This is a genomic window from Pseudonocardia sp. Ae505_Ps2, assembly GCF_001932425.1.
GTDB lineage: Bacteria > Actinomycetota > Actinomycetes > Mycobacteriales > Pseudonocardiaceae > Pseudonocardia.
On sequence record NZ_MCIP01000001.1, the window covers coordinates 2983530 to 3009296 of the forward strand.

Below are 25767 nucleotides of genomic sequence, written 5' to 3' on the forward strand. Positions count from 1 at the left end.
GACCTGTGCGGCGGCTGTGTGTCCGCTGTCGGTTCACCGCGCGCGCCAGTACCCCGTGGCGTAGACGGCGCGCCGGTCGAACCCCCGTTCGTCGAGCAGGTGCGCGCGCAGCTCCTTCACCGCGGCGGACTCCCCGGACAGCCACGCCTGGCCGCGGCCGTCGGGCAGCTCGGCGGCCCGCACCGCCGCGACCAGCGGCTCACCCGCCGGGGCGGCGCCGCGGTGCACCCAGGTGACGGCGACGTCGCCGGGCAGGGTCTGCTCCTCGCCGGCGTCGGCGACCTCGGCGACGACCCGGACCGGCACCCCGGGGGCGGCCTCGGCGAGGGTCTCGCACACGGTCGCGATGGCGGGCAGGGCTGACTCGTCGCCGATCACGAGGTGGTGCGCGGCGGCCGGGTCCGGCTCCCAGCGCCCGCCGGGCTCGGACACCCCGACCCAGTCCCCGGGGGCGGCCGACACGGCCCAGGCGGCGGCCGGCCCGTGCCCGGCGTGGACGACGAAGTCGACGTCGAGCTCACCGTGGCCGCCGGCGTCGGGGGCGAAGCGGCGCACCGTGTAGGTGCGGATCGCGGGGCGGGCCTCACCGGCTGGCCAGACCGGGCCGCCGGTCGAGGCGCGCGGCACGGCGGGCCGTTCCTGGCCCTCGACCGGGAAGAACATCTTGATCCGGCGGTCCGGGCCGTGCCCGGGGAACCCGGCCAGCTCCTCGCCGGTCAGGGTCACCCGGACCATGCGGGGGGTGACCCGCTCGGTGCGGGCCACCTGCAGCAGGCGTGGTGCGGTCGTGCTCATGGCCGGGAATTGTCCCGGACGCGCGCTCAGGTCCGGTCGCCGAGGCCCGCCAGGCCGGTCCAGACCAGGTCCATCAGGTACTCGGTGGCCTGGTCCGCGGTGACCGCCTCGTCCTGGCCGCGCCAGACGGCGAGCCGCTCGCAGGCCCCGACGATCACCTGCGCCCAGCCGGTCAGCCGGGTCGGCTCGGTGCCGGGGACCTGCGCGGCGAGCAGAGCGGCGATGAAGTCGGTCTGCTGGGCGCGGATCTCCTCCAGCGCGGTGTCGGTGACCCCGGCCTCGGAGCAGAACAGCTGCCAGGCCGGCGCCCGCCGGTCCAGGTAGTGGAAGAAGGCCAGCGTCCCGCCCCGCAGCATCGCCTCCGGCGAGTCCGCGGCCCCCGCCGCCTGCGCGACGACGTCGAGCAGCTCGGCCCGGGCCCGCGCGATCGCGGCCAGCAGCAGGCCCTCCTTGGACCCGAAGTGGGTGTAGAGCACCGGCTTGGTGACACCCACCCGCTCAGCGACCTGCTCCATCGAGACCTCGGCGTAGCCCCGCTCGCCGAAGACGGCGACGGCCGCGTCGACGATCTGACGCTCGCGCTCCGCCCTGGGCACGCGGCGGCGGGGGCCGGGTACGGTCTGCGCGGTCACGCCGGAGACTTTACCCTCAGTAAGTTACTGACGGTAGGAAGTGAGCGGGAATGGACGTCTACTCCCTGCCGATGACCACCCGGTTCCGCGGCATCACCGTGCGCGAGGGCCTGCTGCTGTCCGGCCCGGCCGGCTGGGGCGAGTTCTGCCCCTTCCCCGAGTACGACGACCGCGAGGCCGTCGCGTGGCTGGCCGCGGCTCGCGAGGCGGCCGGGACGGGCTGGCCGGAACCGGTGCGCGACCGGGTGCCGGTCAACTGCACCGTGCCCGCCGTCGGGCCCGAGCAGGCCCAGCGGATCGTGCGCGCCTCCGGCTGCACCACCGCGAAGGTCAAGGTCGCCGACCCGGGTGCTCCGCTGTCCGAGGACCTCGAGCGCGTCGCCGCCGTCCGCGACGCGCTCGGCCCCGCCGGGCTGGTCCGGGTGGACGCCAACGCCGCCTGGGACGTCGCGACGGCCGTCGCCGCGATCGGCGAGCTCGACCGGGCCGCCGGGGGCCTGGAGTACGTCGAGCAGCCCTGCTGGGAGGTCGACGACCTCGCCGCCGTCCGCCGGGCGGTGGACGTGCCGATCGCCGCGGACGAGTCGATCCGCCGCGCCGAGGACCCGATGCGGGTGGTGCGGGCCGGAGCGGCCGACGTCGTCGTGCTGAAGGTGTCGCCGCTGGGCGGGGTGCGCCGGGCCCTGCGGATCGCCGAGGAGGTCGGGCTGCCGGTCGTGGTGTCCTCGGCGGTGGAGTCGAGCGTCGGTCTCGCCGCCGGGCTCGCGCTGGCCGGGGCGCTGCCGGAGCTGCACCACGCCTGCGGGCTCGGGACGGTCTCGCTGCTGGCCGCCGACGTCGTCGCCGAGCCGTACGTCCCCGAGCGGGGGTTCCTGCCCGTGCCGCGGGTCGCGCCCGAGCCGGTGCACCGGGCCGGGGTCGCGGCCGATGCCGACCGCGCCGCCTGGTGGCGCGACCGGCACGACCGCGTCGCCGCGCTGCTCGACGCCGCGGCCGGGGCCGACCGGGTCAGTACTGGTTGACCCGGCTGTCGCGGCGCATGGCCGCGTCGATCACCCGCGCCGGGCCGGGCATCCGGTACTGGCCCGTCACCAGCTTCCCGGCGCTGGGCACCGCGCCCCGGTCCGGCCAGGTCGCGGTGTCCCACAGCGACGAGCGCAGGAACGCCTTCGCGCAGTGCAGGAACAGCTCGTCGACCTCGACGACGATCGCCACCTCGGGCGTCGAGCCCTTCACGGTGAGCCGCTCGGCGAAGTCCGGCCGGTACACGATCCGGGCCCGTCCGTTGATCCGCACGGTGTCGTTGGACCCCGGCACGACGACGATCATCCCGACCCGCGGGTCGTGCAGGATGTTGCGCATCGAGTCGAGCCTGCGGTTCCCCTTGCGGTCGGCGAAGGCGACCGTGTGCTCGTCGAGCACCAGCAGGCAGCCCGCCGGGTCGCCCCGGGGCGAGACGTCGACGCCGTCCGGCCCGGTCGTCGCCAGCAGGAAGAACGGCGACGCCGCCAGGAACTCCGCGGTCACCGGGTCGATGCGCTCACGCGCCTTGTCCCGGATGAACGCGGGCACCTCGCCGATGATCTCGCGGAGTCTGGCCTCGTCGGTCACGTGTTCCATCGCATCCCCTTCGCTCTTAGGTCACCCTAACCGTGAACATGCTTCACTGGCGACCCCCGCCTAGGGTCCCGGGGATGGGCGTGATCGTGATCGGGGCCGGCATCGCCGGGGTGACCTGCGCCGCGGAGCTGGCGGCCCGCGGTGTCGACGTGACGGTGTACGAGCGGTCCCGCGAGGTCGGAGGACGGCTGGCGGTGCACCGCCACGGGGGCCGCCCCGCCGACATCGGTGCCGCCTACTTCACCGTCTCCGACGACCGGTTCGACGCCCGCGTCCGACGCTGGCGCGACGACGGCCTGGTCCGCGGGTGGACCGACACCCTCGCGGTGTTCGACGGCGCCACCCGGGGCCCGGACAGCCCCGGCCCGCTGCGGTTCGCGGCACCGGCCGGGCTGCGGTCGCTGGTCACCGACACCGCCCGCGGCCTGGACGTCCGTACCGGTCGGACCGTCGAGCGGGTCCTCCCCGGCCCGGACGGCCCGACCGTCGACGGCGAGCGCGCCGACGCCGTCGTCCTGGCGATGCCCGACCCGCAGGCGGCCCGGCTGCTCGACCCGGACACCCCCGCGGGCGCCGCCGTCGCCGGGCGGGTGTGGAACCCGGTGCTCGCCCTGACCGCCGGGTTCGCCGGCCGGGACTGGCCGCGGCTGCCCGCGGCGTTCGTCAACGACCACCCCGTCCTGTCCCTCGTCGCCGACGACGGCGACCGCCGCGGCGACGACGCGCCGGTGCTCGTCGCGCACTCCACCGGTGACCTCGCGCGCGCCCACGACGCCGATCCCGCCGGCGCGGTGCCCGCGATGACCGCCGCGGTCCGTGAGCTGCTGGACATCACCGCCGCGCCGGAGTGGACGCACGTGCACCGCTGGCGCTTCGCCGCCCCCGCCGCGCAGCGCGAGCAGACCTTCCACCTCGGCGACGACGGCGTCGCCCTGGCCGGGGACGGCTGGGGCCGGTCCCGGGTGCAGACGGCTTGGCTGTCCGGGTTGGAGCTGGCGGAGGAGCTCACGGGGCGCCTGGGCCGCTGAACCCGCACGCACCGCCCCAGGCCCGCCACGCCCCGTCGCCGAGATGCGGCTCAGGGCTGTCGCGGCGGGCAGCCCTGAGCCGCATCTCGACGAACTTCGACGAGCCCCGACAGGTCCCGGGGAGGGTGGGTAGTGGCGGGCCCTGGCCGCGTGGGCGTCGGCGACCTACCGTCGGGTCATGCCCGACCGCGTCACCGCCGCCGCCCCCGTCGTCGTCGCGCCGGAGGGGCGGCCCTTCGGCGGGTCCACCGCGCCCGTGGAGCTGGACGCCTCCGGCCCGGACGCCGCGGGGCGCGCGGTGCTCGCCGAGCTGGCGGCCGCGCTCGACGCCGACCGGGTCCTGACCGACCCCGACGTCGTGCGTCCCTACGTGCACGACGAGGCCGAGTGGGCCGAGTACGGCACGCCGCTGTGCGTGGTGCGGGCGCGGACCACCGCCGACGTCGCCGCGACCGTGCGGGCCTGCGCCGCGCACCGGGTGCCGGTCGTCGCGCGGGGCGCGGGCACCGGGCTGTCCGGCGGGGCGAACGCCGTCGACGGCTGCGTGCTGGTCAGCCTGGAACGGATGACCGCGATCCGGGAGATCTCGGCGGGGGAGCGGCTCGCCGTCGTCGAACCGGGGGTGGTCAACGACGACCTGCGCGCCGCCTGCGCGGAGCAGGGCCTCTGGTACCCGCCGGACCCGGCGTCGGCGCCCTGGTCGACGATCGGCGGCAACGTCGCGACCAACGCGGGCGGGCTGTGCTGCGTCAAGTACGGCGTCACCCGCGACTACGTGCTCGCCCTGGAGGTCGTCACCGCCACCGGTGAGGTCGTGCGGGTCGGGCGGCGCCCCGCGAAGGGCGTCGTCGGCTACGACCTGGCCGGGCTGATGGTCGGCTCGGAGGGGACGCTCGGGATCATCACCGAGATCACCGTGAAGCTGCGCCCGGCCCGCCCGGCCGCGCCGCGCACCGTCGTCGGGTTCTTCGACTCCCTCGCCGACTGCGGGGCCGCGGTCGCCGCCGTCACCGAGCAGGGGCTGCAGCCCGCGGTGTTCGAGCTGGTCGACCGGGAGTGCCTGGCCGCGGTCAACGCCTGGCGCAACGCCGGGCTGCCCGAGGGGGCCGCCGCGTTGCTGCTCGCCCAGACCGACCTGCCCGAGCCCGCCGCGACCGCCGAGGCCGACGCGATCCTCGCGGCCTTCGAGCAGCACGGCGCGACCGAGGCGATGGCCGCGACCGACGCGACCGAGTCCGAGGCGCTGTTCGCCGCCCGCCGGATGGCCTACCCGGCGCTGGAGCAGCTCGGGATGGGCATGCTGACCGAGGACGTCTGCGTCCCCCGCCCCCGGATGGCGGAGATGCTCGCCCGGATCGAGGACATCGGCCGCCGCCACGCGGTCCGGATCGCGACCGTCGCGCACGCCGGCGACGGGAACCTGCACCCGCTGATGCTCACCCCGCACGACGACCCGGACGCCCGGGAGCGCACCCGCGCCGCGTTCGACGAGATCATCGACGCGGCCGTCGAACTGGGTGGGACGGTCACCGGGGAGCACGGCGTCGGCCTGCTCAAGCGCGACGGCATGGAACGCGAGCTGGGCCCCGGGGTGCTGGCCCTGCAGCGCTCGGTGAAGGCCGCGCTCGACCCGGACGGCATCCTGAACCCGGGCAAGGCGGTCTGAACCGCGGGTGTCGCCCGGATGGCCGCGCGTGGTCGCCGGGAGAGCGGGAACACTCTTCGATGAGCACCACCGACCCGGCCCTCGTCCCCTCCGCCCTCGCGCTGACCTACCGCGGTCCGTCGCACACCGGTGCGCCGCGCCTGACCGGCGTCGCCGGGGTCGCCGAGGTCGTGCCGGTGGTCGAGGCCGAGGTCCGAGAGGTGGGACGGGTCGACACCGCGGACCTGCGGCTGGTCGCCGCGGGCATCGAGCTCGTCGTCGAACACACCGTGCCCGACCGCGCGTCGGCGGTGCCGCCGTCCACGACCTGGGTGCTGCGCCTGCCCGACGCCGACGAGCCGCTGCGCGTGCCGCTGCCCGCGAGCGAGGTCGAGGGAGTTACCGGTGAGCGCGCCGTCCCGGACGGTGTCGACGCCCTGGTCCGCGGGGTCCGCGGCGACGCACCACTCGTCCCGGTCGGTCGGGTGCACGTGACCCGCCGGGTCGACCGGCTGCGCGACGCGACCGGGACGGACCTCGCCACGCTGGCCCGCGAGCAGGTCGACATCGCGCTGCTCGGGGAGGTCGCGACCGTCGAGAGCTGGACCGAGGCCGTCGTGGAGCCGGGGGCGGCCGACACCGCCGGGCTCCGGCAGCTGGACGAGGCACTGCGCGACACCGGACTCGTGCGTGCACCGCGCGGCGCGCACGCCCGGCTCGCCGCGCTGCTCGCCGCCGCCGCGCCCGCCGACCCGCCGCGCCGCACCGGCCGGAAGGGCAGCGCCGGGGCACTGCTCCTGCGCTACCTCGGCGACCAGGTCGACACCCTGGCCGCCCGCGAGGCCGACCTGCGTGCCGACCGGCCCGACGCCGTCCACCAGATGCGCATCGCCGCCCGCCGGCTCCGCAGCGCGCTGCGCACCTTCGGCGGGCTCCTGGAGGGGCCGCGGGTCGGGCACCTCGTCGGCGAGCTGCGCTGGCTCGGCCGGGCCCTGGCCGGAGAGCGCGACGCCGAGGTGCAGGAGGAACGCCTGACCGCCCGGCTGGCCGCGCTGGAGCCCGAGCTGCTGCTGGGACCGGTGCAGGCCGCGGTCACCCGGCACTTCGCCCGTACCCGCGCCGAGACCGGGGCCGCCGTGCTGGAGGTCGTCGACGGCGAGCGCTACGCCGCACTGCAGGGTGCCCTGCGCCGGTTGCTCGCCGACCCGCCGTTGTCGCGCCGGGCCCGCAGGCCCGCCGCGACGGTCGTCCCGGCGATGGTGGGGCGCACGGCCCGCAAGCTGGAGCGGCGGATGGAGCGGGCGCTGGCCGACCTCGACGCCGGCCACGTCGCCCCCGAGTCGCTGCACGACGCCCGCAAGACCGGCAAGCAGCTCCGCTACGCCACCGAGGTCGCCCGGCCCAGCGTCGGGAAGGAGGCGCGGGCGTTCGCGAAGCGGCTCAAGAAGGTCTCCGACGTGCTCGGCGAGCACCAGGACGCCGTCGTCTCCCGCGAGACCCTGCGGACCCTCGGGGCCCGCGCCGGCGCGGAGCACGGCAACGGGTTCACCTTCGGTGTGCTGCACGGCCGGGACACCGCGACCATGCTCGACCTCGAGCGCAGGCTGCCCACGGTGTGGGAGACGGCGTGGACGCGGCGCGCCCGCCGGTGGATGCGCCGCTAGCCTGCGCGGCGTGAGAGACGCCGTCGCCGACCTGCGCCGGATCGCGTTCCTGCTCGAACGCGCGCAGGAGTCGACCTACCGGGTCCGCGCGTTCCGCACCGCGGCCGCCGCCCTGCGCGGCCGCAGCGCCGAGGAGCTGGCCCGGCTGCACGCCGCGGGCGGCCTGACCGACCTCAAGGGCGTCGGCGAGGTGACCGCGCGCTGCGTGGGGGAGTCGGTCGCCGGGGAGGAGCCGGTCTACCTGCGACGGCTGGAGGACGCCGTCGCCCGCGCCGACGCCACCGGGATCCCCCTGGCGGAGGCGGCGCTGCGGCTGCGCGAGTCCCTGCGCGGGGACTGCCACAGCCACACCGACGCCTCCGACGGCGGCTCCCCGCTCGCCGAGATGGCCGAGACCGCGATCGGGCTGGGCCACGACTACCTCGTGATCACCGACCACTCGCCGCGCCTGACCGTCGCCAACGGGCTGTCGGCGGACCGGCTGCGCCGCCAGGTCGAGCAGATCGCGGAGCTCGACGAGCGGATCGCCGCGTCCGGGTCGGACTTCCGGGTGCTCACCGGCATCGAGGTGGACATCCTCGACGACGGCGCCCTCGACCAGTCCGAGGACCTGCTCGCCTCGCTCGACGTGGTGGTGGCCAGCGTGCACTCGAAGCTGCGGATGCCCCGCGACGAGATGACCGAGCGGATGCTCACCGCCGTCGCGAACCCGCACGTCGACGTGCTCGGGCACTGCACCGGGCGGATGGTCACCGGCCGCCGGAAGCGCCCGGAGTCGGAGTTCGACGCGCCCGCGGTGTTCGCCGCCTGCGCCGCGAACGGGGTCGCGGTCGAGATCAACTCCCGGCCGGAACGCCTGGACCCGCCGAAGCGGCTGCTGCGCCTGGCCGTCGAGGCGGGGTGCGAGTTCACGATCGACACCGACGCGCACGCCCCCGGGCAGCTCGACTGGCTCGACCACGGCTGCGCCCGCGCCGTCGCCTGCGGGGTGGACCCGGAGCGGATCCGCAACACCCGCGACCGGGCCGGCCTGCTGCGCCGCTGAGCCCGTCCCCTCAGCGCAGCTCGAAGTCGGCGACGTCGAAGCCGGGGGAGACGACGCAGCTGACCAGGACCGGCCCCGGCCCGACCGGCTCCGCCCGCTGCCACACCCCGGCCGGGACCTCCTGCTGCGGGCTTCCCGGCCCGAGCCGCAACCGGGCCGCGGGGACGGGGTCCGGCCCGTCGCCACCGAGGACCAGGTCGGCCTCCGGGCCCGAGTGCCGGCACCACAGCTCGGTGGACCGGACGCGGTGCCAGCGGCCGGGGGCGTCGAACAGGTAGAGGATCGCCGTCGCCGAGGGGCGCGGACCGTACGGGGTTTCGACGACGACCGGCGAGGTCCAGGTCCGCCGGTACCAGCCGCCCTCCGGGTGCGGGGCGAGGTCCAGCGCGACGGCGAGGTCGGGACGTGTCACGCCGCCACTGTGGCAGGCGGACGCACGGTCCGTCCCCGGGTCCCCACCTCGTGGCGCCCCGGGGGCATCGGCCCCTGGGGCGCGTCGCACCCCTGGTGCGGTCGCCGCACCCGTCGCGGCGGGTGCGGGAGTCCCCGCCGGGGTGCGACACCTCCGTCCGCGGGGCGCCCCGCGCGGCGACGGGTGCCACACCCGCCGTCGCACACCGGCCGGTCACCCGACGTCACCGGTGCCCGCAGGAGGATCACCTTCCGTGCACGGGCGACCGCATCACACCCGTGCGCGCGCCCCCCGGACGGGTGGTTCGACTGGTGCTCCTCACCCACCGCACGTGAGATGGGACCGCAGGTGACCGAGTGACAGGAGTGATCCACGGTGCGGACCAGGACCAGGACGACGGTGGCGATGCTGGCCGCGACGCTCGCACTCTCGGCGGTCACCACGGCCGGGGCGTCGTCGGCGTCGGCGGCACCCGCCGGTCCGGCGGGCGTCGTGACCCGGACCGTCGCCGACCCCGCGGCACCCCCGGCGTCGTCGCACTGCACCGAGACCGCGGCACAGAAGCTCGGCTGGGGCGCCCCCACCCGCGAGTCCGACTTCGACGGCACCACGGTCCCTCCGGACTGGCATCCCTACGGTCCCGAGCCCGGCCACAACAAGAAGGGCACCCGCACCCCGGAGGCGGTCACCGTCGCCGACGGGGCGATGAGCATCTCCGCCGACGCCGACGGCAACACCGGCGCCGTCAGCTGGCACCCCGGCCAGCGCTACGGCCGGTGGGAGGCCTGCGTGAAGTCGGACGAGGGACAGGGCGGGATCAACGCGCTGCTGCTGCTCTGGCCGGTCGCCGAGGACTTCCCGGTGGGCGGCGAGATCGACTGGATGGAGATCATGGACGACTCCCGCCAGAAGACCAGCTTCTTCCTGCACTACGGACCCGACAACGACCAGGACTACGGGTCGGTCAAGCACGACTCGACGCAGTGGTCGGCCTACGCGCTGGAGTGGACCCCGGAGAAGATCACCGGGTACGTGAACGGGAAGGAGTGGTACTCCAACACCGACACCGACCAGTTCCCGCCCCGCGCGATGAACATGACCATGCAGCTCGACTACTTCGGCAACGCCGGCGGCCCGACCGCCATGCACATGGACTGGGCCCGGCAGTGGGCGCTGCCGCAGAGCAGCGCGGCCACGCTGAGTCTGCCGCCCGGCTCGGCCGCGACCGGGCAGCCCCGCGACTTCCCGGGCCGGAAGCCGCGCGAGCTGTCCGGGTCCGAACAGCAGGCGCAGACCGCGATGCTCGCCCGCGAGCAGCGCTGAGGCCGGACCGCGGAGCCGGACCGCGGGGTCGGAGTGCGGCGTCGGATCGTGGCGTCGGACCGCGGTGTCAGATGGCGGCGTCGAGCTCCGCCCGGGTGGGCGGGTTCGCGCCGTGCCGCGAACAGGTGATCGCCGACGCCGCGACGGCCTCGGTCAGCACGGCCTCCAGCGTCGGCCGGTCGATGCGGTAGAGGTCGTCGCGGGCGGTCGCGCCGAGCAGCCCGCGTCGGTGCAGTCCGGCGAGCAGCGCGGCGGAGAAGCTGTCCCCGGCCCCCACCGTGTCGACGACCTCGACGGTGCGGCCGGGCAGCACCAGGTGCAGCCCCGACGACGTCCCGGCCAGCACCCCGTCCGCCCCGAGGGTGACCACGACGACCGCCGGGCCCAGCTCGAGCCACTCGCCGACGACGTCGCCGGGCTTGCGGCCCGGGTGCAGCCAGGCCAGGTCCTCCTCGCTGACCTTCACCACGTCGGCCACGCCCAGCAGCTCGTGCACACCGGGCAGGACCTCCTCCGGTGAGCCCATCAGCATCGGCCGGAAGTTCGGGTCGTAGCTGACCGTCGCGGTGTCCACGGCGGAGGCGAGCAGCTCGCGCAGCGCATCGTGGCCGGGCGCGGTGGTCAGCGCCAGCGATCCCGAGTGGACGGCGACGACGGGGCCGGTCGGGCCGTCGTCGAGGGCGCCGGCGAGCTCGTCGTCGGTCCACTGCCAGTCCGCGGTGCCCGCGATCCGGAAGTCGTAGGACGCCTGCCCGTCGGCGGCCAGCTCCACGATCGCCAGCGACGACGGCTCGGCCGCCTCGACCGAGTGCGACAGGTCGACCCCGTTGTCGGCGAGGTGGGCGCGCAGCTTGCGGCCCAGCAGGTCGTCGGCGAGGCGGGCCAGCATCCGGGCCGGCACGTCGAGGCGGGACAGTCCGACCGCGACGTTCGCCGGGCTGCCACCGGGCGCGAACTGCCAGTACTGCTCGGCGGAGGTGCGATCCGCCTGCGTCGGCGCGGGGACGATGTCGACGAGTGCTTCTCCGGCGACGGCGATCACTCCGCGTCGCGGGCGTCCGGCGGCTGTGTCGGGCATGGCGGCACTGTAGTGGTCCGATCGGGGGCTCCGGTGGGGTCCGTGACGGGTCACGCCCGCGCACGGTGCGTCGACACGCTCGTGGTAGGCATGACGGATGCCCCGGAAGATCCCGGTCGTGGTGCTGGCCGGATTCCTCGGAGCCGGCAAGACGACGCTGCTGAACCACCTCCTCGCCGCGGGCGGGGACGCGCGGATCGGCGTGGTCGTCAACGACTTCGGGTCGGTCGGCATCGATGCGATGCGCGTGGCCGGACAGGCCGGCGACGTCGTCGGGCTCGGCAACGGCTGCCTGTGCTGCGAGGTCGGCGAGGGTGGCGTCTCCTCGGTGCTGGAGACGCTGACCCGCCGCCGCGACGAGATCGACGTCGTCGTCATCGAGGCCAGCGGCATCGCCGAGCCCGGGACCCTGGTCCAGCTCGTGCTCGACGCACTCGGCCAGCACCTGAGCTTCGGCGGGCTCGTCGTGGTCGTCGACGCCGCGGAGTTCGAGACCTCGCGGCGCCGTCACCCCCAGCTCGACAAGCACGTCGCGATGGCCGACCTCGTCGTCCTGAACAAGATCGACAGGGTGGGGCCTGGGCCGCTCTGGCGGGTCCGCAGGCTGTGCCGCGAGGCGAACCCGCGGGCGCCGATCGTCCCGGTCCGCGACGGCGCGGTGGACCCGGCGCTGCTGTTCGACATCGAGATCGTGCCGGGACGGCAGCTGATGCTCGGCGAGCGCGTCGACGAGCCGCACGCCCAGCACCTGCACGCCGGCTACCAGAGCCTGACGTTCCTCAGCGACGAACCGCTCGACGCCGCCCGCCTGCAGGACCTGCTCGACGCCAGGCCGTCCGGGCTGTACCGGATCAAGGGCTCGGTGCGCTTCGCCGCCGCCCCGGCCCGGGAACGCTGGGACCTCCACACCGTCGGCCGGTACGTGCGGTTCCACCGGACCCGGTGGGACGTCGACGAGCCCCGGCGCACCACCCTGGTCCTGATCGGCACCGGTCTCGACTCCGACGCGCTGCAGCGGTCACTGCGGGCCTGCGTCGCGACCGACGCCGACCGCCGCGACGCCGACGCCCTGCTCCCGGTCGCCCGCTACGCGGTCTGACGGCCCCGGGGGAGTGCTCAGACCGAGGTGAGGTCCGGGCCCGTCGCCGGCTCGGCCAGCTGGGTCAGGGCCTCGGCGGCCCAGGCCTCCCCACCGGCGACGGCGGTCCACAGCAAAACACCGAGGCTGCGGGACGGGTCGATCCGGCCCGCCTGCCACGACGGCGTCGCCGCGAGCCGCTCGGCACGCGCGCAGAGCTGCCAGGAAGCGGCGTCGGACTCGGTGATGTCGCGGGCGAAGCGGGTGTGCCCGGTGCGGGCACGGTAGGCCCGGACCGGGTCGGTGACCGCGTGGATGATCGACAGCACCCCGATCACCAGCCCGAGCGCGAGGGGCAGACAGACGAGGAACGCGAGCGCTGACCGGGACCAGCTGTTCTCGCCCACGGTGAGGGCCACCACGACGGCCGCGACGACGGCGGTGCCGGTCAGCGCGCCGGCCGGGAGCCGGGTGTAGACGAGGTCGCCCGCGTCGTCGACGACGTAGTCGGTGCCGGCGATCAGGGCCGGGTCGTACACGCGGTACCCGGTACGTGTGCGGACGAGGGTGGGCAGGCGGTCGGCGGGAGCGCCGGCGACGAAGTCGTTCATGGTCGTGCTCGATCTGTGAGAATGCTGCTGCTCGCGGCCCACCTGATGGCCGTCTCGCCCGGTCAGTCGCCCACGATGCCGGTCCGTGTTACGGATTCACAACGTTCCTCGGCGCGTTCCGTCTGTGATGTTCGCCTCCGCCACTTGCGAGCAACCTGCGAGGCTCACTCGGGTGGCCAGGCGTCGCCCCACGCCGTGTCACGGGCGTGCCGGAACAGCTCCCGACGACTGCGCGGGACGGGGGTGTCCCGCAGCGTCCCGTCCGACTCGCAGACACGCAGCGTCACCAGACCCTTGCGGGTCTGCGGGTGCCGGACCACGCGGCCCGGGGCCCGGCCGACGCTCCCGTCGTCGTCGTCGTCGTCGCCGCCGTCACGCACGCCGACGACGTAGGAGAACTTCTCGTCCTCGTGCCCCAGCGAGCCGGCCTTCAGCACCCGGTGCCGCGAGCTGCGTCCGACGCGGACGGCGAAGTGGCACCAGTCGTCGCCGGTCACCGGGCAGGCCCCGTCGTGCGGGCAGGGCGCGGCGACGGTGAGGCCCGCGGCGAGCAGGCGGGCGCGGGCGTCGAGGATGCGCGCGTGCCCGGCCGGCGTCCCCGGTTCGACGAGCACGACGACCCGCGCGGCCCGGGCGGCGGCGTCGACGACGGCGTCGCGCACCGGTGCCGGCAGCTCACCGAGCAGGTAGCAGGCGGTCAGCAGGTCGGTCTCCGGCAGCACCGGGGCGGTGCCGAGCACCGCGGCCTCCCAGCGGGCCGCCCGCAGCAGCGGCGCCGGCGCACCGGAGGCGAGCCTGCGGCCCAGCGCCCGGGCCGGCGTGGCGGCCTCCAGCACCGTGGCCCGCTCCAGCGACGGCCACACCTGTGCCGCCGCCCACACCGCGGCGCCGGTCCCGCCGCCGAGGTCGAGCAGCGACGCCGGCTCGGGCGCCCGCGCGGCCGCCCGCTCCAGCACGTCGAGGACCGCCGCGTACGTGGCGGGCATCCGGTACGCGGCGTAGGCGGCCGCGTCGTCGTCGGTGCGCAGGATCGGCGCGGTGGGCACCGTGCCGCTGCGGTAGTCGCGGATCAGCCGCTCGACCACCGGCGCGAGCCGGGCGGCGGGGACGCGGTCGAGTGCGTCGTCGAGGGCGGCGGCCAGCGCGTCGGACAGGTCGTGGGACAGCGCGGAGGACGGCTCGGGGACCACCTGCCCATTCCACCAGTCCCGGGTTCAGCCCCGGGCGCCGACCAGCAGCGGGTCGGCCAGCGCGTCGAGCAGCGGGGCCTGCAGCCGGGCCCACGGCGACAGCCCCGAGTCCGGGTCGTCGGCGGCGGCGCGGAAGCGCGACCAGCTCCACCAGGCCAGGTCCTCGACCTCGTCGGGGCGCGGCTCGGGCTCACCGGTGATCCGGGCGACGAACACCGGGCAGAGCTCGTTCTCCTCGATCCCGTCCTGCGACGCGCGGTAGCTGAAGTCCGGCAGCACCATCCGCAGCTCGGTCGCGCGGACGCCCAGCTCGTCGGCCAGCCTGCGGTGCACCGCGTCGGCCATGTCCTCACCGGGTGCGGGATGGCCGCAGCAGGTGTTGGTCCAGACCAGGGGGAAGGCGGTCTTGGTGCGGGCGCGCCGGGTCACCAGCAGCCGGCCGGCGTCGTCGACGCCGTAGCAGGAGAACGCCAGGTGCCGCGGGGTGCTCGCACCGTGCACGGTGGCCTTGTCCGCGACGCCGACCGGGTTGCCGTCGTCGTCCAGCAGCACAACCTGTTCCATGCCGTCCTGTCTACCGGAGCCCGGCCGCGGCGGCTCCTGGGACGGGACCGGCTCACACGCCCGAGCGGGCGGCTGCCCGGCGCCGGACCACGGCGCCGAGCGCGGCAGCCGGCAGGTGCGCGGCGACGACCGCGAGCGCGGCGGGGGACACCGTGCCCCGCGCCAGCCCCAGCCCCACCGCGCAGTCGAACACCCGCTGGTGCCGTGCGGCGGCGCCGATCGCGGCGTCGAGGAACGCGGGGCGGGCCGCTAGCCGGGCGAGCGCACCGACGTGGCGGTGGTGCCGGGCGAAGGTCTGCTCCATGGCGGCGCGGTGGGCGGCGCCCGCGTCGTCACCGCGCAGCGCGCTGCGCCCGGCGAGGATCCCGGAGGCGACGGCGTCGAAGATCCCCTCGCCGGTCAGCGGGTTCACCTTCGCCGCGGCGTCACCGGCCAGCAGCACCCGTCCGTCGGGCTGGAACCGGGGCGCGGTCGACAGCGGGAGGTGGTGCGCGCGCAGCGTGGCCGGGTCGGGTTCCTGGCCGGGCAGCAGAGCGGCCAGCCGCTCCAGCAGCGACGCCCGGTTCCCGGCGCCGCGCTCGTCGAACACGCCGTAGCCGACGTTGGCGCCGCCGCCCGCGATCGGGAACGACCAGGCGTAGGCCGGGACGGCGCCGCCGGCGTACTCGATCGACAGCGTGCCCGGCTCGGCGGCCACCGGGGCGTACCCGCGGATCGCCACCGCCGTCGACCACGGCGGCACGGCCGGCGCGCCGAGTGCGCGGCGGACCACCGAGTTCGCCCCGTCGGCGCCGATCACGACCCGGGCGGCGACGTCGTCGACCAGCACCCGGTCCCCGCGGGGGACGACGGTGCGGACCCGGTGGCGGCGCAGCTGCGCCCCGGCGGCGACGGCCGCGTCGACCAGCGCCGCGTCCAGCTCCCGGCGCGGGACCACCCGGTTCGGCCGGCGCGCGGTGCGGTGCACGACCCGGCCCGCCGGGGTGCGCAGGCGCAGCCGCGGCGCCGCGACGCCGAGCGTGCGCACCCCGGTGGCGCCCAGCTCGTCGAGCAGGTCGAACACCTCGGCCGCGACGCCGTCTCCGCAGGTCTTGTCGCGGGGGAAGGCCGCTGCGTCGAGCAGGAGCACCGACGCCGACGGCCGCAGCCGCAACACGTTGAGCGCCGCGGCGCAGCCGGCGGGACCCGCCCCGACCACGACGACGTCGTAGGTGGACATGGCGCCATTGTCCCCCCGGCGCCGGGCAGAAACGGTTCGCCGTCGCCCGCCCGGCCGTGGTCCACTCCCACACCGCCACCCCGTCGCCCGGCCGCGACGGGTACCGGCGCCGTGCCGTCGGTGCCGTGGGTGGCGCGTCCGTCCCGTCCACGAGGAGCACGTTGTGACCACCGAGCCGGCCCCCGACCGCGACACCGAGCGGCTGCCCGCCGGAGCCCTGCTGATCATCGGGCTGCTCGTCGGCTCGGCGTTCGTGATGATCCTGAACGAGACGATCATGAGCGTGGCGCTGCCCGCCCTGATCGCCGACCTGCGCGTCACCCCGGCAACCGCGCAGTGGCTGACCAGCGGGTTCCTGCTGACGATGGCGGTGGTCATCCCGATCACGGGGTACCTGCTGGGGCGGTTCCCGCCGCGGTCGGTCTACCTCGGCTCGATGGGTCTGTTCAGCGTCGGGACCCTGCTGTGCGCGGTCGCGCCCGCGTTCGGGTTCCTGCTGGCCGGGCGGGTCGTGCAGGCCACCGGCACCGCGGTGATGGTCCCGCTGCTCATGACGACGATCCTGCGCCTGGTCCCGGCGAGCCGCCGCGGGCAGACGATGGGCACGATCTCGATCGTCATCGCGGTGGCGCCCGCGGTCGGCCCGACGCTGTCCGGGGTGATCCTCTCCGCGCTGGGCTGGCGCTGGATGTTCTGGATCGTGCTGCCGATCGCCCTGGTCGCACTGGTCGCGGGTGCGCTGCGGCTGCGGGTCGAGGCGGAGACGACGCGGGCCCCACTCGACGTCGCCTCGGTCCTGATCTCGGCCGTCGCGTTCGCCGGGATCGTCTACGGGCTGTCCGCGATCGGCGAGTCCGCCGCCGGGGGCGCGCACACCGCGGTGCCGCCGTGGGTGCCGCTGGTGCTCGGCGCGGTGGCGCTCGCGGTGTTCGTGCACCGCCAGGTCCGGCTGCAGCGCGGCACCGGTACGGCCCCGCTGCTGGACCTGCGCCCGTTCACGGTCCGCCGGTACACGTTGTCGCTGGTGCTCGTCGCGACCGGGTTCATGTCGCTGTTCGGCGCGATCATCCTGCTGCCGCTCTACATCCAGGACGTGCTGGGTGACAGCGCGTTCGTCGCGGGCCTGGTGGTGCTGCCGGGCGGGCTGGTGATGGGGCTGCTGGGCCCGTTCGTCGGCCGCGCCTACGACCGGTTCGGCGCCCGTCCGCTGGTGCTGCCCGGCGCGGTGCTGCTCGCGGTCGTGATGTGGGGGTTCACTACCCTCGCCGCGACGACGCCGCTCTGGCTGGTCGTGGTGCTGCACGTGGGCCTGTCCGCGGCGCTGGCGCTGATGTTCACGCCACTGATGACCGACTCGCTGGGATCGCTGCCGGGCGAGCTGTACTCGCACGGCAGCGCCATCCTCACCACGCTCCAGCAGGTCGCGGGCGCGGCGGGGACGGCGCTGTTCATCACCGTGATGACGCTGGCCTCGGCCGGCGCCGGTGTCGACGCGGCCGGGGTGCACGCGGCGTTCCTGGTCGCGGCGGTCGTGTCCCTGGTGACGGTGGTCGTCGCGGTCGTCGCGTCCCGGCTGCCCGCCCCGGCGTCGGACCCGCAGGACGCCCGGGTCTGAGGCGGCCGGGCCGCCGCGCCGCTGAACACCCGGGCCGTGACCGCGGGCGGACACCGGCGCGGGCCGGCGGTCAGCGGGTGGCGGCGCCCTCGGTGGTCCCCGCGGGTGCGGGGACGTCCGGGCCCGTCAGACCGTCGCGGGCGGTCTCGCGCAGCGCGAGCACCGACCCGACCGAGACCAGCGCGAGCAGCCCGATCACCGCCGACAGCACCCCGGTGCCGAAGCCGGCGGCCTGCAGCGACGCGAACAGCACCGGCGACAGCCCCGCGCCCATCCCGGAGATCTGGTAGCCCAGCGATGCCCCGGTGTAGCGCGAGCCGGTGGAGAACATCTCCGAGTACAGGGCCGCGGAGGGCCCGAACCAGGCCGCGTGCGTGACGCCCTGACCGACCACCACGGCCAGGGTGAGCAGCACCGCCGAGCCGGTGTCGATCATGGGGAAGATCGCGACGCACCACAGCCCGGTCGCGACCGCCCCACCCAGGACGACCGGTCGGCGTCCGACCCGGTCCGACAGTGCGGAGAACCCGATGATGCCGACGATCGCGACCACCGAGGACAGGGTGAGCGCGTTGAGCACGGTCTGACGCTCGAACCCGGCGCGCACGGCGTAGGCGATGAGGAAGGTGGTCAGCGTCCCCTGCGCGACGAAGGCCCCGAACCCCACGCCGACGGCGAGCAGCAGGTTGCGCGGACGGGACAGCACCTCCAGCAGCGGCGCCCGGCGAGGCGTCGTCGGCCGGTTTGCGGCGGACGCGGCGAACACCGGGGTCTCGGTGACCGACAGCCGCACGAACAGCCCGATGCCCAGCAGCACCACGCTCAGCAGGAACGGGATCCGCCAGCCCCAGGTGAGGAACGCGTCCCCGGTCAGCGACGCCGACAGCGCCAGCACCAGCGTCGAGAGCACCATGCCGCTCGGCGCACCGGCGTTGGTGAAGCTGGCCCACAGCCCCCGCCGCGACGACGCGTGCTCGGCCGACATCAGGACCGCGCCGCCCCACTCCCCGCCGACCGCGACGCCCTGCACGACCCGCAGCACGATCAGCAGCACCGGGGCCAGCGCGCCGACCTGCGCGTACGTGGGCAGCACCCCGATCAGGGTGCTCGCCACACCCATCAGCACCATGCTGATGACCAGCATCTTCTTGCGCCCGACGCGGTCGCCGAAGTGGCCGAACACGATCCCGCCGAGCGGGCGGGCCAGGTAGCCGGTGGCGAGCGTCCCGAACGCGGCGACGGTGCCGACGAGCGGGTCGAGGTCGGAGAAGAAGACCCGGTTGAACACCACGGCCGAGGCCGTCGCGTACAGCAGGAAGTCGTAGTACTCGATCAGGCTGCCGAGGTAGCTCGACAGGACCGCGCGTCGGCGCTGGGGCGGGGAGAACCGGGGGTGCGTCATCGCAGCTCCGTGCCTTCCGTGAGATGGAAAGCAGCTTTATAGCAAGGAACTTGTGATCGACGCCATGGTCGTTAGGATCGCGCACGTGACGGATGCGGCGTCGGTACCGACGGGAACGCGCGGGCAGCGGCTGACCTACCTGGTCAAGCGTCTGCAGATGGCCGAGCGCGCTCGGATGGAGGAGGCGCTGCGCCCGCTGGGCGTGACGCTGGCCCAGTACACCGCGCTCAGCGTGCTGGAGCGCCGCGGCGGGCTGTCCTCGGCGCAGCTCGCCCGGCGGCACTTCGTGACCCCGCAGGCGATGCAGCAGCTCGTCGCCGGGATGGAGCGCGACGGGCTCGTCGAACGCCGCGCGGCGCCGGACAACCGCCGGGTCCTGCAGGTCTGGCTCACCGCCCACGGGGACGAGGTGCTGGCCGACTGCCACTCCGCGGCCGGGGTCGTCGAGCGCCGGATGCTCGGCGCGCTGGAGCCCGACCAGGCCGAGGTGTTCGCCGACGCCCTCGAACGGTGTCTGGCCGCCCTGGTCGATCGCGACCCGATCCCGCCGGACGGCGACGCTTGACCTCATGGCAAGGACCTTGCTATCAACTTGATTGATATCAAGGAGCGAGGGAGCCCCATGAGCCCGATCACCGGTCCCGGCCTCGGGCTGGGCACCTGGCCCGCCCGCCGGGCGCGGATCAGCCCGCGCGCCCCGGCCCTGTCCGACGGGCACCGGGCGGTCGACCACGCCGAGCTGGCCGAGCGCGTCGCCCGGATCGCGGGCGGCCTGGCGGAGCGGGGGGTCGGTCGGGGGGACCGGGTCGCCTGGCTCGGGGTGAACGCCGTCGCCACCCTGGAGACCTGCTTCGCCGCCTGGCGGCTCGGCGCGATCGCGGTCCCGCTGAACTTCCGCCTGGCCCCCGCCGAGATCGGCTACATGCTCGACGACTGCGGCGCGACGCTGCTCGTGCACGGCCCCGACCCCGACGACCCCGGCACCGACGACCTCGTCGCCGCGACCGCCCCACGGATCCCGGTCGTCCGCGGCGTCGAGGACCTGGCCCGCGGGCCCGCCCGCGACGACGCCGGTGCCGGTCTCGACGACCCGGCCGTGCTGCTCTACACCTCCGGCACCACCGGCCGTCCGAAGGCGGCGGTGCTGACCCACGGCAACCTGACCTGGAACACGGTCAACCAGCTCGCCCACGTCGACGTCTGCTCCGACGAGCGCACGCTGTGCATCTCGCCGCTGTTCCACTGCGTCGGGCTCTCCCAGGTCACGCTGCCCACGCTGTTCAAGGGCGGCAGCGTCGAGCTCGTCGCCCGGTTCGACCCGGTGGCGGTCCTCGACCGGATCGCCAGGGCACGGATCACCAGCTTCGCCGCCGTCCCGACGATGCTGCAGATGCTGTGCGAGTCCCCGGCGTGGGAGCGGACCGACCTGTCGTCGCTGCGCACGGTGGTCTACGGCGGCTCCCCGGTGCAGGAGCGGGTCGCGCGGGCCTGGCTGGAGCGCGGCGTCGCGCTGCAGCAGGGCTACGGGATGACCGAGGCCTCGCCCGGGGTGCACATGGCGACCCGCGAGGGGACGGCCGCGCACCCACCGACCTCGGTCGGGGTGCCGCACTTCTTCACCGACGTCGCCGTCGAGCGCGACGGCGAGCTCGTCCCCCTCGACGAGGAGCCCGGCGAGCTGCTGGTCCGCGGGCCGCACGTCAGCCCGGGCTACTGGAACCGTCCGGCCGAGACCGCGGCGTCGCGGCGGGGGGAGTGGTTCCGCACCGGTGACGTGCTCCGGGCCGGCGACGACGGCTGGGCGTTCGCCGTCGACCGGGTCAAGGACATGATCATCTCCGGCGGCGAGAACGTGTACCCGGCCGAGGTCGAGGCCGTCGCCGTCACCCACCCCGACATCGCCGACTGCGCCGTCGTCGGGGTCCCCGACCAGCGCTGGGGCGAGGTCGGTGCCGCCTACGTGCAGCTGCGCCCCGGCGCCGACCTCGACGCCGACGCCGTGCGCGCACTGCTCGCCGGGCACCTGGCCCGGTACAAGGTCCCGAAGTACGTGCGGTTCGTCGAGGAGCTGCCCCGCAACGCGTCCGGCAAGGTCCGGCGCGTCGACCTGCGTGCGGCCGCGGCCGCCGGGGAAGAGGTGTCGTGATGGGACTCCCGGAGTCGCTGACGGTGGAGCGGCACGACGAGGTCGCCGTGCTGCGCCTGTCCCGGCCGCGCAAGCGCAACGCCCTCGACGACGCGACCGTGCTCGGCATCGAGGACTTCTTCGCCCGCCCGCCCGAGGGGGTGCGCGCCGTCGTCCTCGACGCCGAGGGCGACCACTTCTGTGCCGGGCTGGACCTGTCCGAGCTCGGCGACCGCGACGTCGTCGCGGCGATGGAGCACTCCCGGATGTGGCACCGCGCGTTCGCCCGGCTCGCCGAGGGACGGCTGCCGGTGGTCTCGGTGCTCAAGGGCGCCGTCGTCGGCGGCGGGCTGGAGCTGGCCTCGGCCACCCACCTGCGGGTCGCCGAGGACTCCACGTTCTACGCACTGCCCGAGGGCCAGCACGGGCTGTTCGTCGGCGGCGGCGGGTCGGTGCGGGTGCCGCGGCTCATCGGTGTGCACCGGATGACCGACATGATGCTGACCGGCCGTGTCCTCGATGCCGACGAGGGGCACGCGCTGGGCCTGTCGCACTACCGCGCCGGGCCGGGGGAGGGGCTGGCGCGCGCCTGCGAGCTGGCCCGCACCGTGGCCGGGAACTCGGCGATCACCAACGTCGCGGTGCTCCAGGCGCTGCTGCGGATCGCCGAGGCCTCCCCGGACCACGGCTTCATGATGGAGTCGCTGGTCGCTGCGGTCGCCTCCTCGAGTGCCGAGGCCCAGGAGCGGATGCGGGCCTTCCTCGACGGCCGCGGTGGGAAGGTGCGCCGGTGAGCGAGCTGCTGCGCCCCGTCGCCGACGACGTCCGGGAGACCACGCAGATCGGCCGCTTCGTCACCGCGGTCGAGCGCGAGCACGGCCTGGCCCTGCCCGACTACGCCGCGCTGCACCGCTGGTCGGTGGCCGAGCCCGAGGCGTTCTGGTCGGCGGTCGCGACCCACCTCGGGGTGCGGTTCGACACCCCGCCCCGGGCGGTGCTCGGGCGCCGGGAGATGCCGGGTGCCGAGTGGTTCCCGGGCGCGACCCTGAACTACGCCGCGCACGCCCTGGACGGGCCCGACGACCGCACCGCCGTCGTCGCGTACTCCCAGACCCGCGACCGGGTCGAGCTGACCTGGGCGCAGCTGCGCGAGCAGGTCGCCCGCGCCCGGGCCGGGCTGCGCAGGCTCGGTGTCGGCCGCGGCGACCGGGTCGCCGCCTACCTGCCGAACCTGCCCGAGACGGTCGTCGCGTTCCTCGCGACGGCCTCGCTCGGCGCGGTCTGGACCAGCTGCGCACCCGAGTTCGGCGCGCGCAGCGTCCTCGACCGGTTCGGCCAGGTCGACCCGGTCGTGCTGCTCACCGTCGGCGGCTACGGCTGGGCCGGACGCGACGTCGACCGCCGCGACGAGGTCGCCGCCCTGCGCGCCGGGCTGCCCGGGGTGCGCCACGTCGTCGCCGTGCCCTACGGGCCGCACACCGTGCCCGACGCCATGACCTGGGACGCACTGCTGGCCGCCGACCCGGAGCCGGGCGCGGACCCGGTCCCGTTCGACCACCCGCTGTGCGTGCTGTTCTCCTCCGGCACCACCGGGCTGCCCAAGGCGATCGTGCACGGCCACGGCGGCATCCTCCTGGAGCACCTCAAGAACCACGCCCTGAGCTGGGACCTCGGTCCCGGCGACCGGATCCTCTGGTACTCCACGACCGCCTGGATGATGTGGAACGCGCTGGTCTCCGGGCTGCTGCGGCAGGCGTCGATCGTGCTGATCGACGGCAACCCCGCCCACCCCGACCTCGGCTGGCAGTGGCGCCTGGCCGCCGAGACCGGCGCGACGCTGCTGGGCGCGAGCCCCGGGTTCCTCATGGCCTCGCGCGCCGCGGGGTTGCGCCCGGCCGTCGAGCACGACCTGTCCGCGGTCCGCCAGATCGGCGCCGCCGGGAGCCCGCTGCCGCCGGAGGGCTACCGCTGGGTGACCGAGCAGTTCGGGCCGGACGTGCTGCTCAACGTGGGCAGCGGCGGGACCGACGTCTGCTCCGGCATCGTGCAGGGGAGCCCGTTCCAGCCGGTGCGCTCCGGCGAGATCTCCGGGCCCTGCCTCGGGGTCGACGCCGCCGCGTTCGACGACGCGGGCCGCCCGGTCGTCGGCGAGCTCGGCGAGCTGGTCATCCGGGCCCCCATGCCGTCGATGCCGGTCGGCTTCTGGGGCGACGACGACGGCAGCCGCTACCGCGACACCTACTTCGCCACCTGGCCCGGGGTGTGGCGGCACGGCGACTGGGTCCGCTTCTCCGCCGACGGCTCCGCGGACGTCCCCGGCCGCTCCGACGCCACCCTCAACCGGGGCGGCGTCCGGTTGGGGACGGCCGAGTTCTACCGCGTCGTGGAGGAGCTGCCCGAGGTCGAGGACTCGCTCGTCGTGCACCTGGAGGACCCCGCCGGCGGCAACGGCGAGCTGCTGCTGTTCGTGCAGCCCGCCGCCGACACCTCCCTCGACGACGCCCTGGTCGCCCGCATCCGCACCGCGCTGCGCAGCGAGCTCACCCCGCGCCACGTCCCGGACCGGGTCGAGGCGGTGCCGGTCGTGCCGCGCAACCGCACTGGCAAGAAGCTGGAGGTCCCCGTGAAGCGGATCCTGCTCGGCGCGGCCGTCGACGACGTCGCCTCCCGCGACGTGCTCGCCGACCCCACCGCGCTCGACGCGTTCGTCCACCTCGCCTCCGGGACACCGGCGTGAGCGCGCCCGGGAACCCCGCCGGGACCGTCGACGGCACCGGCACCGGCACCGGCGACGACACCGGCGAGGGCACCGGCGGGGCGGCCGGGATCGGCACCGTCGCCGTCGTGGGGACGGGCGTGATCGGCGTCGGCTGGACGGCGCTGTTCCTGTCCCGCGGCCTGCACGTGCGTGCCTTCGACCCCGCCCCGGGTGCCGAGGACCGGCTGCGCGCCGACCTCGCCGCGCTCGGCCCGTTCCCCGGCCACGACGGCCCGCTCCCGGTCGGCAACCTGACGTTCGCCGACAGCGCCGGTGCCGCCGCCGGGCCGGCCGGGTTCGTGCAGGAGAACGGCCCCGAACGTGAGGACCTCAAGCACACCCTGTTCGGCGAGCTCGACGAGGCCGCCGCACCCGGTGTCGTGCTCGCCTCCAGCTCCTCGGGCCTGCTGCCGACGACGATCGCCCGCGGCGCGGCCCGGCACCCCGAGCGGGTGCTCGTCGGGCACCCGTTCCACCCGCCCCAGGTCATCCCGCTGGTCGAGGTCGTGCCTGGCGAGCGGACCGCGGAGGCCGCCGTGGACATCGCCACGGCCTTCTACACCGCGCTGGGCAAGCGACCGGTCCGGCTGCGGGCCGAGGTGCCCGGCCACCTGGCCAACCGGCTGCAGGCCGCGCTGTGGCAGGAGGCGTACTCGCTGGTCGAGCGGGGTGTCGCCACCGTCGCCGACGTCGACGCCGCCATCTCCCACGGGCCCGGCCTGCGCTGGGCGGTGCTCGGCCCGTTCGCCAACCAGCACCTGTCCGGCGGCCCCGGCGGGCTCGCGCACATCCTGGAGCACCTCGGTCCGCCCACCGAGCGGTGGTGGCGCGACCTCGGACAGGTCACGCTCACCCCCGAGCTGGCCACGACCCTGGTCGACGGCGTCCACGCCGAGCTGGGCGACCTCGACGGCCCCGCGCTCGCCGCCCGCCGCGACGCCGTCCTCGCCGCGCTGCTCGAGGTCAAGTCCCGTACCGAGCTCCCCTGACGGAGGTTCCCCGCATGCCCATCGACCCCGCCGGCGTCGTCGCGATCGACGTGCACGTCCACGTCGAGCAGGACGGCCACGGCTGCCTGGCGCTGGACCAGGAGCTGCTCGACGCGTCGGCCGCGTACTTCAGGGCCGACCAGGACCGCACCCCGACGATCGACACGATCGCCGAGCACTACCGGGCACGCCGGATCGCCGCGGTCGTGTTCACCGTCGACGCGCCGTCGGGCACCGGGCACCCGCCGCTGTCCAGCGAGGAGATCGCCGCCGCGGCCGCCGCGCACGCCGACGTCCTGATCCCGTTCGGCTCGGTGGACCCGCACACCGGCAAGGCCGCCGTCGCCCGCGCCCGCTGCCTGGTCACCGAGCACGGGGTCCGCGGCTTCAAATTCCACCCCAGCCTGCAGGCGTTCGAGCCGAACGACATGCGCTTCTACCCGCTCTACGACGCCATCGCCGAGCTCGGCGTTCCCGCGCTGTTCCACACCGGACAGACCGGGATCGGCGCCGGGCTGCCGGGCGGGCGCGGGATCAAGCTGCGCTACTCGAACCCGATGCTGCTCGACGACGTCGCCGCCGACCACCCCGACCTCACCGTGGTGCTCGCCCACCCGTCGGTGCCCTGGCAGGACGAGGCGATCTCGATCGCCACCCACAAGTCCAACGTGTACATCGACCTGTCGGGATGGTCGCCGAAGTACTTCCCGCCGCAGCTGGTGCGCGCGGCGAACACGATGCTGCGCCGCAAGGTGCTGTTCGGCTCGGACTACCCGGTCATCACCCCGGACCGGTGGCTCGCGGACTTCGAGACCCTCGAGATGAAGCCCGAGGTCCGGCCGATGATCCTCAAGGACAACGCCGTGCGGGTGCTCGGCCTGGGGTGATCGGCCCCGGTGAGGGGTCCGGTGCCGTATCCGGCACCGGACCCCTCACCCGTCGCGACCACCGCCTCGGACCGCGGCAGGACGCCG

Annotated in this window: 24 protein-coding genes; 14 read left to right on the forward strand and 10 right to left on the reverse strand. The window is 75.4% G+C overall.

Going from position 1 to position 25767, the window contains the following annotated elements; translation table 11 throughout:
- Positions 1–33: 33 nt before the first annotated feature.
- Positions 34–795, reverse strand: a complete 762-nt coding sequence (locus tag Ae505Ps2_RS14320) for a siderophore-interacting protein (RefSeq protein ID WP_075307750.1) — start codon at positions 793–795, stop codon at positions 34–36.
- 26 nt (positions 796–821) lie between these two features.
- Positions 822–1427, reverse strand: a complete 606-nt coding sequence (locus Ae505Ps2_RS14325) for a TetR/AcrR family transcriptional regulator (protein WP_020626810.1) — start codon at positions 1425–1427, stop codon at positions 822–824.
- A gap of 50 nt (positions 1428–1477) precedes the next feature.
- Here Ae505Ps2_RS14325 and Ae505Ps2_RS14330 point away from each other — a divergent pair, with 50 nt between their 5' ends.
- On the forward strand, positions 1478–2449 hold the full coding sequence (locus Ae505Ps2_RS14330; protein ID WP_075307748.1) for an o-succinylbenzoate synthase: 972 nt from the start codon (positions 1478–1480) through the stop codon (positions 2447–2449).
- On the opposite strand, the gene Ae505Ps2_RS14335 is transcribed toward Ae505Ps2_RS14330, so the two are convergent.
- Positions 2436–3047 carry an MSMEG_1061 family FMN-dependent PPOX-type flavoprotein gene (locus tag Ae505Ps2_RS14335; protein WP_075553693.1) on the reverse strand — a complete coding sequence of 204 codons (612 nt, stop codon included), beginning with the start codon at positions 3045–3047 and terminating at the stop codon, positions 2436–2438. The genes Ae505Ps2_RS14330 and Ae505Ps2_RS14335 overlap by 14 nt on opposite strands.
- Positions 3048–3121: 74 nt before the next feature.
- On the opposite strand from Ae505Ps2_RS14335, the gene Ae505Ps2_RS14340 reads away from it, so the two are divergent.
- The 4 genes from Ae505Ps2_RS14340 (at position 3122) to Ae505Ps2_RS14355 (ending at position 8429) form a co-directional block, all read left to right on the forward strand.
- On the forward strand, positions 3122–4075 hold the full coding sequence (locus Ae505Ps2_RS14340; protein ID WP_075307746.1) for an FAD-dependent oxidoreductase: 954 nt from the start codon (positions 3122–3124) through the stop codon (positions 4073–4075).
- Positions 4076–4253: 178 nt separating this feature from the next.
- Positions 4254–5741: an FAD-linked oxidase C-terminal domain-containing protein gene (locus Ae505Ps2_RS14345; RefSeq protein WP_249265270.1), complete on the forward strand. Its 1488-nt coding sequence runs from the start codon at positions 4254–4256 to the stop codon at positions 5739–5741.
- A gap of 59 nt (positions 5742–5800) precedes the next feature.
- On the forward strand, positions 5801–7384 hold the full coding sequence (locus tag Ae505Ps2_RS14350; protein WP_084786277.1) for a CHAD domain-containing protein: 1584 nt from the start codon (positions 5801–5803) through the stop codon (positions 7382–7384).
- A gap of 10 nt (positions 7385–7394) precedes the next feature.
- Positions 7395–8429 (forward strand): PHP domain-containing protein, encoded by a 1035-nt coding sequence (locus tag Ae505Ps2_RS14355; RefSeq protein WP_075307742.1) that lies wholly within the window; start codon positions 7395–7397, stop codon positions 8427–8429.
- A 10-nt stretch (positions 8430–8439) separates the two neighbouring features.
- On the opposite strand, the gene Ae505Ps2_RS14360 is transcribed toward Ae505Ps2_RS14355, so the two are convergent.
- A complete protein-coding gene (locus Ae505Ps2_RS14360) occupies positions 8440–8841 on the reverse strand; it encodes a cupin domain-containing protein (protein WP_020624207.1) in 402 nt (133 codons plus the stop codon).
- A 375-nt stretch (positions 8842–9216) separates the two neighbouring features.
- On the opposite strand from Ae505Ps2_RS14360, the gene Ae505Ps2_RS14365 reads away from it, so the two are divergent.
- Positions 9217–10164, forward strand: coding sequence for a glycoside hydrolase family 16 protein (locus tag Ae505Ps2_RS14365; RefSeq protein WP_139318784.1), 948 nt, complete (start codon positions 9217–9219; stop codon positions 10162–10164).
- Between the two features lie 67 nt (positions 10165–10231).
- Here Ae505Ps2_RS14365 and Ae505Ps2_RS14370 read toward each other — a convergent pair whose 3' ends face one another.
- A complete protein-coding gene (locus Ae505Ps2_RS14370; protein ID WP_075553694.1) occupies positions 10232–11242 on the reverse strand; it encodes a carbohydrate kinase in 1011 nt (336 codons plus the stop codon).
- A gap of 97 nt (positions 11243–11339) precedes the next feature.
- On the opposite strand from Ae505Ps2_RS14370, the gene Ae505Ps2_RS14375 reads away from it, so the two are divergent.
- Positions 11340–12341, forward strand: a complete 1002-nt coding sequence (locus tag Ae505Ps2_RS14375; protein ID WP_020625845.1) for a GTP-binding protein — start codon at positions 11340–11342, stop codon at positions 12339–12341.
- A 17-nt stretch (positions 12342–12358) separates the two neighbouring features.
- Here Ae505Ps2_RS14375 and Ae505Ps2_RS14380 read toward each other — a convergent pair whose 3' ends face one another.
- The 4 genes from Ae505Ps2_RS14380 to Ae505Ps2_RS14395 all read right to left on the reverse strand — a co-directional run bounded on the left by Ae505Ps2_RS14380 (position 12359) and on the right by Ae505Ps2_RS14395 (position 15904).
- Positions 12359–12931: a hypothetical protein gene (locus Ae505Ps2_RS14380; protein WP_020625846.1), complete on the reverse strand. Its 573-nt coding sequence runs from the start codon at positions 12929–12931 to the stop codon at positions 12359–12361.
- Between the two features lie 164 nt (positions 12932–13095).
- Positions 13096–14121: a small ribosomal subunit Rsm22 family protein gene (locus Ae505Ps2_RS14385; protein ID WP_075553695.1), complete on the reverse strand. Its 1026-nt coding sequence runs from the start codon at positions 14119–14121 to the stop codon at positions 13096–13098.
- Between the two features lie 24 nt (positions 14122–14145).
- Positions 14146–14685, reverse strand: coding sequence for an isopentenyl-diphosphate Delta-isomerase (idi, locus tag Ae505Ps2_RS14390; protein ID WP_043281743.1), 540 nt, complete (start codon positions 14683–14685; stop codon positions 14146–14148).
- 52 nt (positions 14686–14737) lie between these two features.
- Positions 14738–15904 (reverse strand): geranylgeranyl reductase family protein, encoded by a 1167-nt coding sequence (locus Ae505Ps2_RS14395; RefSeq protein ID WP_075307732.1) that lies wholly within the window; start codon positions 15902–15904, stop codon positions 14738–14740.
- A gap of 163 nt (positions 15905–16067) precedes the next feature.
- Between Ae505Ps2_RS14395 and Ae505Ps2_RS14400 the strand changes: the two genes are divergently transcribed.
- Positions 16068–17519, forward strand: coding sequence for a DHA2 family efflux MFS transporter permease subunit (locus Ae505Ps2_RS14400; RefSeq protein ID WP_075553696.1), 1452 nt, complete (start codon positions 16068–16070; stop codon positions 17517–17519).
- Positions 17520–17589: 70 nt separating this feature from the next.
- Here Ae505Ps2_RS14400 and Ae505Ps2_RS14405 read toward each other — a convergent pair whose 3' ends face one another.
- The gene (locus tag Ae505Ps2_RS14405) at positions 17590–18921 is read right to left on the reverse strand and encodes an MFS transporter (protein ID WP_075553697.1); all 1332 of its coding nucleotides are present in this window, start codon (positions 18919–18921) and stop codon (positions 17590–17592) included.
- Between the two features lie 85 nt (positions 18922–19006).
- Here Ae505Ps2_RS14405 and Ae505Ps2_RS14410 point away from each other — a divergent pair, with 85 nt between their 5' ends.
- The 6 genes from Ae505Ps2_RS14410 to couO are packed head-to-tail and all read left to right on the forward strand — an operon-like array spanning position 19007 to position 25680.
- Positions 19007–19486, forward strand: coding sequence for a MarR family transcriptional regulator (locus Ae505Ps2_RS14410; RefSeq protein ID WP_249265271.1), 480 nt, complete (start codon positions 19007–19009; stop codon positions 19484–19486).
- A 57-nt stretch (positions 19487–19543) separates the two neighbouring features.
- Positions 19544–21067, forward strand: coding sequence for a long-chain fatty acid--CoA ligase (locus Ae505Ps2_RS14415; RefSeq protein ID WP_075307726.1), 1524 nt, complete (start codon positions 19544–19546; stop codon positions 21065–21067).
- Positions 21067–21840: a crotonase/enoyl-CoA hydratase family protein gene (locus tag Ae505Ps2_RS14420; protein WP_075553698.1), complete on the forward strand. Its 774-nt coding sequence runs from the start codon at positions 21067–21069 to the stop codon at positions 21838–21840. The genes Ae505Ps2_RS14415 and Ae505Ps2_RS14420 overlap by 1 nt, the downstream gene beginning before the upstream one ends.
- Positions 21837–23783 carry an acetoacetate--CoA ligase gene (locus Ae505Ps2_RS14425; protein WP_075553699.1) on the forward strand — a complete coding sequence of 649 codons (1947 nt, stop codon included), beginning with the start codon at positions 21837–21839 and terminating at the stop codon, positions 23781–23783. The genes Ae505Ps2_RS14420 and Ae505Ps2_RS14425 overlap by 4 nt, the downstream gene beginning before the upstream one ends.
- The gene (locus Ae505Ps2_RS14430) at positions 23780–24793 is read left to right on the forward strand and encodes a 3-hydroxyacyl-CoA dehydrogenase NAD-binding domain-containing protein (RefSeq protein WP_249265272.1); all 1014 of its coding nucleotides are present in this window, start codon (positions 23780–23782) and stop codon (positions 24791–24793) included. Before Ae505Ps2_RS14425 ends, Ae505Ps2_RS14430 begins: the two co-directional genes overlap by 4 nt.
- Positions 24794–24813: 20 nt before the next feature.
- Positions 24814–25680, forward strand: a complete 867-nt coding sequence (gene couO, locus Ae505Ps2_RS14435) for a 4-hydroxyphenyl-beta-ketoacyl-CoA hydrolase (RefSeq protein WP_075312170.1) — start codon at positions 24814–24816, stop codon at positions 25678–25680.
- The last annotated feature ends 87 nt before the right edge of the window (positions 25681–25767 follow it).